Consider the following 12,032-nt stretch of genomic DNA (forward strand, 5'->3'; position numbering starts at 1 on the left):
CCGTGCTCAGCGTGCCGTTGGCCACGTTGTGCAGCGCCACCGCGCCCGCGCCGCCCAGCGTCACCGAGTTATGCGCCGACGAGTCGTACATCACGGCGTTGGCCATCTGGCCGTTGAGGTTCGTGATCTGGCTGTTGATGGTCGAAACGTTGCCTTGCAGCGTCGTGACCTGCCCGTTGAGCGTGCTGATGCTGTTCGTGTTGGCCGTCACCTGCGTGTTGGTCGCGTACAGCTGCGAGCCGTTCACCGCGTCCGTGCTCGCAGCCGTCACCCGGCCTGCCGCCACGTTCGTGATCGTGCGCTCCGCGCCGGCCGCACCGACGCTGACCGTACCCGTCGGGCTCGTGCCCGCGTACGTGTACGTCGTGCCGCCGATCACGCCGCTTGCCGTGCCAACAGCTGCTGCCGTCGTTGCGCCGTTGCCCAACGCCACCGAGTTCGCGGTAGAAGCAGTCGCCGAGTTACCCAGCGCCAATGCGTTGTTAGCACCGGCGTATGCAGAAGTGCCAAGCGCCGTCGCGTTCGCACCGGTTGCTTGCGACGCGGTACCCAATGTGGTCGAGTAACTACCGCTCGCTGTCGAGCTCGCGCCGATCGCGATTGCGCGCTGCCCCGATGCAGTTGCATTGACACCCAAGGCAGTCGCCGCAGTACCCGCTTCAGCAAGGCCGCCTACGGCGGTGGAGTAATCCCCGTACGCGCTCGTACCAGCACCCAGCGCAACACTTTGACCATTGGCGCTCCCCGTCGAGTACGCATAGCTACTGGCACCGAGCGCGAGGGAACCCGGACCAGCCACTGTCGCGGCGTTGCCCAGCGCAACCGAGTTCGCGAAGCTTGCGATCGAACCAGTGCCAATCGCGATAGCATTCGTATTACTCGCGTTGCCCCCCCCAATCGCTGTCGCTCCGGTTCCAGTTGCGGTTGAGTACGATCCCAAAGCTGTCGAATCAGTCCCGCTTGCCGTGACCAGGTCACCACCAACTGCCGTGGACTGGGCAGCTGTAGCGTAAGTGTCCCGACCCAAAGCTAATGCGTTTCCGCCCGTCGCATTTGCGTTATAGCCCATTGCAGAAGATCTGACGCCGACGGTCGCACGATAACTACCATCCTGGTCAACGCAGATATACGCATTCGCGCATGCTGCGGTTGCGTTCGCGTCCTCTGCAGTCACAGCGGCGACGCCGGCCACACTTACCAATGTAGCAGCAATATTAACCACCGCCTTCGAGCGCTTCCCTTTTGCCTTGGCACTCTCGGGAACTGCGACCCACATTCCCGTAACATCGTTCCACACCAATCGATACGACTTATTCATTTCCAATCCTTGATACTATCAAATTATTTACAATATTTCGCCACTTCTCGATAAACCGAGCGGTCAACTATTAGCCTCTTGACCTATTGGGATAGAAAATTGCCAAAAGCGAACACCGGCCGCCAAGACCGATTCATTTGGCACTCCTATTAATTTATAAATATTCCTGACCATTTCTCGCCTGTCCTACGGATTCGTAAAAACCCATCAACTCATTCGATACCTTAAAAAAGGTTCAACTTTTTATTTTTCTATTTGTTAGAGTACGCGACTGACCAAACCAGAGGCACAGGACGAGTACGGATTTGGTCGTTGACGTAACGCGTCTAGATAGAGAGCAATCGGTACTCTTGGTCCGTTTTTTTGGTGCGAGACAGAAATATCGCGCCAGCACCGGTCCGATACTTCTAGAACACCTGTACGTCGCCGATCAATCCAGCAGCATTTCAATAGTGCGGAAAAGCACTTGGTCGCCAAACTGGACAAGTACGATTACCGCCTGGCGCGGAGGGGATATGACAATTGCTAACGTTTTCGACCGTTACTCACCACGGTGCCGGTTCATCCGGATAAAGAACGTCCCATACAGCAGTAAAATCAGACCGCGCGACTATCGCCAATGCACCTGTGAAATGGCCTCGCAGTTCGGAAAGATGCGTTCGGCGCCGGCGCGCTCCAGGTGCATCTAGATAAACCTGTGTCACTTGCACGGCCAATCGCGCGAAAGGCCGCCGCACGCTATGAGTGTTGCTCCGCCCCGGTAATCGAGTCGTGCGAGTCCGCCTCACATCGAAAGAAAACATCTATCGGCTCATTTTCGCCATGGACCGATATCTGTTTTATATAGAGCGTTTGCTCTCCATTTTTCTGTCGACCGCAAACATCCAGGGCTTTCGAAATGCATGCACCGACATCTTCTGTGGAACCCGAACAACCCACATGAAATTTCACAGATTTCGCTTCCAGATATCCACTCACAAAAGGAATCGATTGCGGTTGAAATCCGAAAAAGAAAAGAGAAATACAAACGCCAAAAATCACGATGAACCCGGCAGCCAGTATCGTGACGACAAAAAACGTAACCGACCTCATTTCATAGAAAGAATCTTCCTTGTCTTTCATTTCCAACTCGAATATCAACCCATAAAAAATAATTAAATAGATTCTCCTGAAGAAAATCCAACTGCCATTCAGAATGGCCGTTACTCTGCCTTTTTTGGATTAATCGCCGCACCACTGAATACAGGTGATCCTCTCACCCGTTGCATTCACGGCCACATCATGGGATTGCTAAAGACGTGCCGCATCTGCATGAGCGAATAATTTCGCGCATACTGCGTGGTATCGGGAATTGAAAAGTCAGTAATAACATAGCGATGTTATTACCCGGAGAGACATGCCAGTACCAGACAAGTCCGGAAGCAGAGGCGGGCCGATACGGACAAGTCTGGAAAGGAGCCGTCTCGCCGTATGACGCGATGGGACGCCGCCGTTCACTGGCGGCGTGCCGGCTCAAGCAGAAAGGAAAGAACGGGAGATAAGCGAAAGGCGACCGGGACCGGCCAGCGGCGCGCGAGGCGGCGCCGTCACTCCGCGCCTTCGGCGTCCGCGGACGCCAGGGCGGCAAGCTCGGCAGCCAGCGCTTCTATCTGCTCGCCCAAATCCCAAATGCCGCGAGACAGCGCTTGCTCCATCGCCTCGCATTGCAGCCCCAACGGTCCGACTCCAGTCACGAACAGCATGCCTTTTAAAGAATGGAGTTCGGCGTGCATTTTTGCTTCGTCGTGATGTTCATACGCCAGCCGGATTTGCTCGATGGATTTCGCGCTTGTTGTGATGAAGCTCGCCCGTACGTGCGCAGGCATCGACACCCGCTCCTCCGGCATGGCTTCGTCCAGACGAGCGCGCCCCCCGCCGCCCAGGCCTTGCAACAGTTTGTATAGTGCATGGACCGATACGGGCTTTAATAGAATGTCCGTGGCGCCCGCTCGTACGCATCGCTCGCGCTCATTCGCCGTTGCCTGTGCCGTGATCACGTAGCTGGGCAGGTTCGGCAACGCTTCGCGCACCGAGGCGCAGACTTCGTCTCCGCACATATCCGGCATGTTGAGATCGGTCAGCACGACATCCCACGGTTTTGCATGGAGTTGTGCGAGGAGCGCCGTGCCCGAGTTCACCACGAGCGCGTCAGCACCCACTCTCTCAAGCTGATCGGCCAGCAGTTGCGCATTGACCGGATTGTCTTCTGCGGCCAGGACGCGTATCGGCTGGCGAAGATGGGAAGCCTCGGCGTCATCATCAAAGCTCTCGTCCGACGCACTCGCGCCGACGGTACTGACTCCCCCGCTTAGTGCCATGCTCACGGCCTCATGCAATGCCGTGATCGAACCGGTGGAAACCGTAATCAGCTTCCCTGTTTTTACTGGCCGGGCCGGCGCATCGGTCTGACAATCCACAACCCAGTTCGCAGCGTCGACTATCCGGTCTTCTTCTTCCTGGTCCCACGCCGCCCGATCGTGGCAAATGACGACAACGTCGTAACGCTCCACCTCGTCGCTATCCAACAGGTCCAGATGTTCCGCATTCCGAACGGATAACCCCCAATTCTGAAGATGAGGCACGGCCCACGCACGCCACTCATCCAGACGCGCCAGAAAGAGGACGCTCCCGCGCAGGCCCGAAGGCCCTTGCGCGATTCGAACCTGTTCGCCCAATGGCAATCGGACGCTAAAGCAACTCCCGACACCAGCGTCGCTCTCGACAGACAGTTCGCCCTTCATCGCACGCACGAACCACTGGCAAAGAAAGAGGCCAAGACCCGTTCCGCCAAAGCGATTGGCGACGGACGCATCGGCCTGAACAAAGGGCTCGAATATCTTGCCCAACTGCTCTTTCGTCATGCCGATCCCGGTGTCCGACACGTCGATCACGAGCATGCGTTGCGCGGCGTCGAGCCTCGCCCGCACTTTCACCATACCCGCCGGCGTAAACTTGATCGCATTACTAAGCAAATTCTGGATGACCTGCCCGAGGCGATTGCGATCGCCGTTTAGCTCCTGATCGATGGTCATGTCGATCTCGCTCGTCAGCAAGATGCCCTTGCCGGCGACAACCGGTGCAAACAACATCAAAGCCTGCTCGATGACCGGGACGACCTTGAAAGGCACGGACTCGATATTCATCTGCCCGGACCCGATTCTGGAGATATCGAGCACGTCGTTTATGATGTTCAGCAGTCCGGCCGACGACGCCCTTATCGTCGCCAGTCTCGCGCGCTGCGTATTGTTCAACGCGGATTCGCCCAACAACTCGAGATTGCCGATCATCGCGCTTAAAGGCGTTCGTATCTCGTGGCTGATCATGGCGACAAAGCTCGATTTCGCCGCGTTTGCGGATTCCGCCGCCTGCTTGGCCTCCTTAAGATACCCCTCGAGCTTTTTCTGCTCGGTGACATCGGAAAACGCCGCCACCAGGATGTCCTGGCCAAGGTAGCGGGCTGACGAGACGTTCACGGAATAAACATTGCTTTTGCCACCCGCCGAGCCGACTTCGATCTGAACCGGCCTGACGAATCGCTCCGTTGCGCCACGTTTTGCTTGCGGCTGGCGAAACTCGTCCGTGCTCACTTTCGCGAGTAACACGGGAATGGCGGCAGTTCCCATCGTATGCATGGTGGGACTGTTCAGGAGCGGCTGACCGCTGGCTTTTGCAATCAAACTCAGGCCGATCGGCGCTGTTTCTATCAAGGTCCGGCTGAGTTGTTCGCTCTCGAAAACGCGGCCCGACTGGTCCATGATGGGCTTGAAGTACCGCTTCATCATGAGCAGCAAGATCACCCACTGCCCCAGCAGAATCCCGAACGTCGTACATGCGGAAAGCAGAACGCGGCCGGCGATGGCCGACACCACCGTGCGCCAGGAAAACACGTATGTCAGCGTCCAGCCCGTATCGCCAAGCGCCTCGGAGAAGCTGACCGAACGCCCCGCGAAGTAATTCGACAACCGGAAGCCGCCTGCCCGCTGGTGGTCCAATTGCGCAAGCTCCGACAACGACAGGTCGCCGTAGCCGCTCATCGTCTTCGCCGCCACCAGATGTCCTTGCGGGTCGGTGAGCAGGTACGCGCCTTCTTGCAAAGCGTCCTCGTTCCCTGTCGCCAGGCTGGCGAGCGCCGCCCTCTGGTCGAGCTCAACCACGACAACCGCGAAAGGGACGCCGTCATCAAGCGCCAGCCCGGCGACACGAAGAACCTTCTCGCCGGTAATTGGACTGACCGCAGGACTCAGCAATTCAAGCCTGCGCCGCACGACAAGCGGCTGGACTCCATTCCCGGGCGGACTGGGCTGCGCAAGGTCGACGCGAACCCACTTCATCAGTTCCGACCGATCGCGATGGATCTGGTCACGTAACATGGCCGCGCGCGGCCGCGTGCCCAGTATGCCTGCGAAATCGGGATTCGAATGGTAGAAGTACGCCGCCAACGGGGCATTCCCCCATGCCTCGCTGTCAACGGCAACCGCTTGCTGCAAGACGTGAGCCAGCGCCAGGAGCCGCGGCAGCGCGGCATCCGACTGTGTACACCCCAATTGACCCACTGAAATTGCGACCTTGCCGGGCGCCAGCCGCCGGTCGAACAGGACACAACCCCCGTCAACGTATGCCTTGACCGCCTCCGGCGGCGCCACCCTGCGCTGCTTCCACGACAACTCGAGGTTTACGAGCATCGCGCGAAAAAACGCCTCTCGCACCTTGATGACGTCCGTCACAAGGTTCTTGTCGCTAGAAAACTGCTGCCGCTTGTCATTGATCTGGGTTGTGATCATCACCGCGACGTTGACGAGAAACGCAACGATGACCATAGCGGATATAACCGCCCCGCCGCCGAACACCACCAGTTGGTTATAGTGGCGAAGCTCCGCTAACGGCCGAAACCGGCTTATTCTGGGCATGTCGTATCCTCATGCCATTTGGGTTCACACGAACACCGGCGTCGCGCTGCAACAACCTCCGGCCGCCGATCATTCGACCTTCCCTTCGTGCAATCCTTTGTCCTCTGCGGTCACGGAGGGGGGGTTCCGCTCTTCACGCCCCATGACCAATCCGGCATCGAAAGCAAAACGGAACAGATCCGCGTCGCGCGTGATGCCGAGCTTGCGCTTCGCGCTGACTTTTTGCCCACTGATCGTTTGCTTGCTGCGGTGCAACTTCTCAGCAATTTGTCCGACCGAGTAGCCCAAGGCATAAAGCCGGAGACATTCCAGTTCCTTGGCAGACAGGCGGACGAGCCTTGATTCCACGTCGTCCCCAACCTGTAGAGGCAACCCCGCGGCGAGCGCCTGTCCTTCCCCCCTGATGCTGGGCGAATAGTATTCAGCGCCTGCATAGACCTCGCTGATCGCCGTAACCAGATAGCGTGCTGGATCTCGCTTGCTGACAACGGCGCGAATGCCGGCGTTGCGTATTTGCTGCACCATCGCCTGGTTGTCCATCATCGTAAAGACCACGAGCTTGACGTTGGGGAAACGCCGCGCGAGAAACGTCAGCAACATGAGCCCGTCACCGAACTCGCCGCCCGGCATTGCGTAGTCGGTCACGAGGACATCGCAGTGTGACGATTTAAGTATCTGGACGATTTCGGTGGAATTGTCCGCCGTGCCGATGAGCTTGATAAACGGCACCGGACCCACTTCCTGAAGTATTCCAGCGATTACCGTGGGATGGTCGTCTGCAACGAGCAAGTCGATATTCATAATGCCTCCTGCCCCAGAACGCGGGAACTCCGATGTCCAAATACCTGATCGTACTTGTCTGCCCGACTTCGACGCACCAGACTCGTCTGGTTCACGGAACATTCTGGCATAAGGGCGTTTGTAATGCGGAATTTACTTTGTTAGCCCGCACGAGGTTTGTTATCCCGAACTCGACTCGACATCCCCGTACTTCTTCTGGAAAACAAACATTACGCACATGCCCGGCGCGCGAGCGCGATAAAGATAGTCGATGGTGCGTTCCGACCGATCGCCCATAGGCTTCGCATCAATTTTCTTCTTGATCCGCCCCACTTTTCCACAGATCGATCATTAAATGCCTTCGCGGAAGCGAGGCCAGCAGATATTCGTTCACCGCTGCCAGAATGCGATCCTGCTGCGTTCTTCCGAGCTTGGCAAACGCCAATAGAACGCTCAATTCAATGACTGAAAGCGGATTCTCCATTGGAAGTCCTTTCATACACGCGACCTGCCATTGTTCCGTGCCAGTATGACTTTTGCATACGGTGGCCCGCGCCCAGGTGAGTACGTCGTTCAATTTTTAGTCCTCCGGCCCCGCGGGGCCGAAACTCGCCGTTCCGATCTCAACGATCCGAATTGTTTTGAAATTTAACGCTCGTCGCTGTCCTCTGGCTCCGGACTTGTCCGAATTTAACTGCTTATCCGGATATCTTTTCTAATTCCGTTGACTGGTTAAAAGCACAACGCGCACACCGAAAGCGACCTCGTCTCCATGGCGAGCCAATGTGACTTCCGGACTCGTACGGCTTCGAAGTGACGCCTTATCAACGATCCCAATCGTTCTGCAGAACGGTCGCCAAATGAACTGCCGCTGAGGAACTCATCGCCATGAGCCGTTTTCCCATACTTGTTCTGATCGCGGACAGTCACCCGATCTTCGCTGCTAGCGCGACGTGTTAACTCTCGACTAGCTCCGCCGTAAAAAAGCGCGCTGCCCATGGCGGCCCCGCCGACATCGCGCGCAATGGATCTGACGATGGCGCGCGCCGAATCGCGTCACGCGGCGCTCGTGGCCCATTGCACGAACACCGCGCCCGCCTCGCGCAGCACGGCTTCGCGCGCCTCCATGCTTGCGCCCGGCGCGTCGTAATAGACGGCCACGAGCAACGGCGCGCGGCCGGGCGGGCGGACGAGCGCATAGTCGTTGGTCTCGCGCTCGACGCTGGTTCCGGGCCGGTCGGCGGCTTGCCAACCGGCGGGCAGCACGGCGCGAATGCGCCCGAGGCCCGGCTTGCAGTCGACCATGCCGCGCTCCAGCAGCGCGCGCGACGCGGCGCTCAAGGCGTCGCCGAGCAAAAGTCGCCGTGCCGTGGCGACGATGGCGCTGGGCGTGGTGGTGTCGAGCGCGCCGTCATAGCCATTCGAGTCGGGCTCGTAGCGGTCGGAACGCGTGACCGTGTCGCCCAAGCCGCGAACGAAGCGCGTCAGCGCGGCGGGACCACCGGCGCTGCGCATCAGCAGGATCGCAGCCGTGTTGTCGCTTTCCACCAGAATCGCGCGGCACAGCGCTTCCACCGACATCGCGCCGTGCGCGACGTTGGCCTTCGTTTCCGGCGACGTGAAAATGAGGTCCTTCTCCGAGTAGCGCACGAGGCGGTCGAGCCGCTCCGCGCCCTGGTCCACGCGCGCGAGTATCTGCGCCGCGAGCAACCCCTTGAACGTGCTGCACATCAGGAAGCGTTCGTCGGCGCGATGGCTCAGCGCGCGCCCCGAGCCGGTATCGAGGGCATACACGCCGAGGCGGCCGCCATGCCGGCGCTCGATTCCGGCGAGCGGCGTTTCGGCGGCGCGTAGCGCGGGCGCGATACTCATGCCCGCGAGCAGCGGCAATCCAACCAACAGTTTTCGACGCGTGAGCGAGTGAGTCACGAGCGGGTCCGATTCATTAGTGAGGGCGTGCGAATGCTTTCGTTACGCGAGCCAAACCGTTCGCATGCGTGGCTTGCATCTGGCCACGCACGATGACGCGAGTTAGCTGCGCGCTTGTTCCGCGCGGTGTCCGTTGTCGTCCAGAGAAAATCGCTGCATCGAAGAATAATTGCCGCGACCACAATGTCCACGCACGCGCATCATGCGCCACCGCGAAGCCGACTCGCATGATTTTTACGCATGCGAAGCGCGCCGAAAATGCGTTTGATTCAAACCGCTCTTTCGCGCTCTACTCCGTAAAAACGCCGCCCATGAGGCAAGCCGCAGTGCGAGGAGACCAACGCAATGACCGGAACAGGCACTGACTGGCGCCGCCGCTGGGCGCTCGTGATCGCGGGAGGAATCGTGATGGCGCGGCGCTTGGCGTTCGCAACGTACAAGGGTTGTTCCTGCTGCCGGTCACGCGCGACCACGGTTGGTCGCGCGAGGTATTCGGCCTTGCGCTCGCGCTGCAAAACCCTGCTGTGGGGCGTGGCGCAACCGCTGACCGGCATTAGCGCCCCAATGACTTATCGACTTCGCGAACGCATTCCGCGGCGGCACCCTCGCTATTTCACGCCATGCGCTTTCGCGACGCTAATTACGCTGGCCCTTTTCCTCGCGACTGCAATTCGATACGCGCCGCAAGCCGCGCAAGCCAATCTCGCGCACTGTCTCGCCACAGAGGCCAAAGCATTGCCGGCGCGCGAGAACGCCGGCGTTCACGAGCCGGCTTCGCGCGCAATCGAGCAATGCGTTGCAAACTGACCCGGCCCGATCGACGCGCGCCGCGCAGCACGAATCAATCGTTCCCGGACGCGAGCAACGGGGCGAGTCCTCCGTTGCGATCGAGCAGCGAGAGGTCGTCGAAGCCGCCCACGTGCGTGTCGCCGATATAGATTTGGGGGACTGTGCGCCGGCCGGTGCGCTCCATCATCTCCGCACGCTTCTCCGGATTACGGTCCACGAGAATTTTCTCGATCTCCTGAACACCGCGCGATTTCAAGAGCGCTTCCGCGCGCATGCAGTACGGGCACACCTGAGTGGAATACATCGTAACGTTCGGCATATCGACCTCGTTTTTCGTCATTCCCGCGGCGCGCAACGTGCCGTGGATCTATCGTGGAAGTTGCTGGACGCGTGCTGCGGCGCCCTTCTTCCGGAGTATAAATGACATCCGCAAAACGAGTTGGGGCCCGCTTCGGCGCACGCTTCGGCGTGATTTCCGGGGCTAAATCCCGTGATGGCGGAAGGACCGGGCACCGAATCAATCAACGCCGCGACGCGGGAACAGGCGAGACCTGCCGCGCATTTCCGCGTCGCGCCGCATCGCGCTTCAGTCACGAATTCGATGCGGCTTTCGGCCGAACGCGCCTAGAAACGATGGCGCATGCCCGCCGCCACGACTACCTGCTGATTGCCTGAAGCGGGAGTGAGATTGAACACGCCCGCATTGAACACCGCATTGCCGCCACCGCCGCTCACGTGCTGATACACGCCTTCGAGGTAAAGATCGGTGCGCGTCGAAATCTGATAGTCGGCCTGCGCCATCGCCTGATTCCAATGCGGCTTGAGCTTCCCGGCCGTGCCATCGAATTCGCCCATCGTGTAGGTGTACGAAGCACCCAGGCTCAACGCCGGCGTGAGGAAGTAGCGGCCGTTGAGTTCCAGATTGTCGAACCTGACGCGAGTGCCGTTGAGCGCCGCAATGCCGCCGCCCTGCGAGATGCCCGTCACGCCGTTGGTGGACGAATGCGTCCAGACCGCGCCGACTTGGGACTTGCCGAACAGATACTTCGCGCCCGCGCCATAAATCTGCTGACGGCCGCCGGTCGTCAGCACATCGCCGTCCGCCGTGCTCGTCGCGCCCGCCGCGTTCGCGCTCGCGCCTGTCGCACGATCGACTTGCAGGAAGGCCGCGCCCACGCCGAGCGGTCCGTACGCGTAGCTCGCGCCCAGGCTATATGCGCGATTGTTGGAGAAGCCGCCGGCATCGTTCGAGAAGCCATACAACGCGCCGAAGCGAACGCCGTCGAACGCGACGCTGCTGAACTTCACGGAATTATTGATGCGCAGGTCGTTGGCCAGATTGTCGTTGTCGTACGGATGGCTCGCGAGATTGCCGCCGAAGCCCGCACCCACGGCCGAAAGCGGCGCCACGTAATCGACGACGAAATCGTACTGGCGACCGAGCGTGAGCGCGCCGTATCGACGATCGCTCAGCCCGACCCATGCCTGACGCCCGAAAAGATCGCCGCCGTTGTTGAGCTTGCCGCTGGACGCGTTGAAGCCGCTTTCCAGCCAGAACGTCGCGGCGAGACCGCCGCCGAGGTCCTCGGTTCCGCGCAGTCCCCAGCGCGATGTCGAGAGATTGCCGCTATTGACGAGCCAATTGCTCGAACCGCCGCTTGGAGGCGCGGCATTACGCTGATTGTTCACGTACACCACGCCTTCATCGACGATACCGAAGAGTGTCACGCTGCTTTGCGCATGCGCCACGCACGCAAACAGCAGTGCGGAGCAGGCGGACCAATACTGCAATTTCATGATCTGTTCTCCAACTAGAGAGAGAGAGAGAGAGAGCGATTTTGAGGAATGAACGGCTTACCCGAAACAGGCGGGGCGAGTATAGGTTCGCGCTTCGGCTATCAGGCACGCGCGGATCGAAAAGCAAGCTTGTGCAATTCGCAACCGTCATTCACAAATCCTTATCCGCGAAGAATCCTTGCTTCACGTCTTGTTTCGATCCTTGAAAACACGGCATTTTTCGCGCAAGCCACATTGCCTCGTCATTCCCCTTTGCCGCTTTCGGGCCGCGAGCGCCCCGTCCAGGCGGCGCGCGGTGTGAATTCCGCGCAACAGGCCGGGCGCGCGATTTCACCGGCGGCCAGCGCCAAAAGCGGAAATATCCGCAACTTCGGAATAGATCACGGACCCGGCGTGTTGGCCCCATGCAGACACGGCCTGTCTGCCGTCCGAACCGTTGCACGCGACCCTTCGCGCAACCGCGGCCGGGCAGC

At 59.5% G+C, this 12,032-nt stretch carries 8 protein-coding genes and 3 pseudogenes; 2 read left to right on the top strand and 9 right to left on the bottom strand.

The window, feature by feature from the left end; translation table 11 throughout:
- The 7 genes and pseudogenes from U5805_RS21465 to bla form a co-directional block, all read right to left on the bottom strand.
- Nucleotides 1–433: pseudogene (locus U5805_RS21465) on the bottom strand (adhesin); the annotation flags it as partial.
- A 15-nt stretch (nucleotides 434–448) separates the two neighbouring features.
- Nucleotides 449–1,318: pseudogene (locus U5805_RS31855) on the bottom strand (ESPR-type extended signal peptide-containing protein); the annotation flags it as partial.
- Nucleotides 1,319–2,056: 738 nt separating this feature from the next.
- A complete protein-coding gene (locus U5805_RS21470) occupies nucleotides 2,057–2,440 on the bottom strand; it encodes a hypothetical protein (protein WP_322105510.1) in 384 nt (127 codons plus the stop codon).
- Between the two features lie 464 nt (nucleotides 2,441–2,904).
- Nucleotides 2,905–6,264, bottom strand: a complete 3,360-nt coding sequence (locus U5805_RS21475) for a hybrid sensor histidine kinase/response regulator (protein ID WP_322105511.1) — start codon at nucleotides 6,262–6,264, stop codon at nucleotides 2,905–2,907.
- A gap of 69 nt (nucleotides 6,265–6,333) precedes the next feature.
- Nucleotides 6,334–7,065, bottom strand: coding sequence for a response regulator transcription factor (locus U5805_RS21480; RefSeq protein WP_322105512.1), 732 nt, complete (start codon nucleotides 7,063–7,065; stop codon nucleotides 6,334–6,336).
- Between the two features lie 286 nt (nucleotides 7,066–7,351).
- Nucleotides 7,352–7,621 carry a hypothetical protein gene (locus U5805_RS21485; protein ID WP_322105513.1) on the bottom strand — a complete coding sequence of 90 codons (270 nt, stop codon included), beginning with the start codon at nucleotides 7,619–7,621 and terminating at the stop codon, nucleotides 7,352–7,354.
- A 479-nt stretch (nucleotides 7,622–8,100) separates the two neighbouring features.
- The gene (bla, locus tag U5805_RS21490) at nucleotides 8,101–8,973 is read right to left on the bottom strand and encodes a class A beta-lactamase (RefSeq protein ID WP_322105514.1); all 873 of its coding nucleotides are present in this window, start codon (nucleotides 8,971–8,973) and stop codon (nucleotides 8,101–8,103) included.
- 345 nt (nucleotides 8,974–9,318) lie between these two features.
- Here bla and U5805_RS21495 point away from each other — a divergent pair.
- Nucleotides 9,319–9,534 (top strand): annotated as a pseudogene (locus U5805_RS21495) (MFS transporter); the annotation flags it as partial.
- Between the two features lie 280 nt (nucleotides 9,535–9,814).
- Here the strand turns inward: U5805_RS21495 and grxC are convergent.
- Complete coding sequence (grxC, locus tag U5805_RS21500; RefSeq protein ID WP_322105515.1) at nucleotides 9,815–10,081, bottom strand: glutaredoxin 3; 267 nt, start codon at nucleotides 10,079–10,081, stop codon at nucleotides 9,815–9,817.
- A 101-nt stretch (nucleotides 10,082–10,182) separates the two neighbouring features.
- Here grxC and U5805_RS21505 point away from each other — a divergent pair, with 101 nt between their 5' ends.
- Nucleotides 10,183–10,437 carry a hypothetical protein gene (locus tag U5805_RS21505; RefSeq protein ID WP_322105516.1) on the top strand — a complete coding sequence of 85 codons (255 nt, stop codon included), beginning with the start codon at nucleotides 10,183–10,185 and terminating at the stop codon, nucleotides 10,435–10,437.
- Here the strand turns inward: U5805_RS21505 and U5805_RS21510 are convergent.
- Nucleotides 10,387–11,559 carry a porin gene (locus U5805_RS21510; RefSeq protein ID WP_322105517.1) on the bottom strand — a complete coding sequence of 391 codons (1,173 nt, stop codon included), beginning with the start codon at nucleotides 11,557–11,559 and terminating at the stop codon, nucleotides 10,387–10,389. The two genes, U5805_RS21505 and U5805_RS21510, sit on opposite strands and share 51 nt — an antisense overlap.
- Nucleotides 11,560–12,032 lie beyond the last annotated feature (473 nt).

Origin of the sequence: Paraburkholderia sp. J41, from assembly GCF_905220235.1 — a bacterium.
Classification (GTDB): domain Bacteria; phylum Pseudomonadota; class Gammaproteobacteria; order Burkholderiales; family Burkholderiaceae; genus Paraburkholderia.

Excerpts from the sequence above, each read along its gene's own strand:
- U5805_RS21505 (WP_322105516.1), top strand. The coding sequence starts at position 10,183 with ATGACATCCGCAAAACGAGTTGGGGCCCGCTTCGGCGCACGCTTCGGC.
- grxC (WP_322105515.1), bottom strand. The coding sequence starts at position 10,081 with ATGCCGAACGTTACGATGTATTCCACTCAGGTGTGCCCGTACTGCATG.
- U5805_RS21470 (WP_322105510.1), bottom strand. The coding sequence starts at position 2,440 with ATGAAAGACAAGGAAGATTCTTTCTATGAAATGAGGTCGGTTACGTTT.
- U5805_RS21510 (WP_322105517.1), bottom strand. The coding sequence starts at position 11,559 with ATGAAATTGCAGTATTGGTCCGCCTGCTCCGCACTGCTGTTTGCGTGC.
- U5805_RS21480 (WP_322105512.1), bottom strand. The coding sequence starts at position 7,065 with ATGAATATCGACTTGCTCGTTGCAGACGACCATCCCACGGTAATCGCT.
- U5805_RS21475 (WP_322105511.1), bottom strand. The coding sequence starts at position 6,264 with ATGCCCAGAATAAGCCGGTTTCGGCCGTTAGCGGAGCTTCGCCACTAT.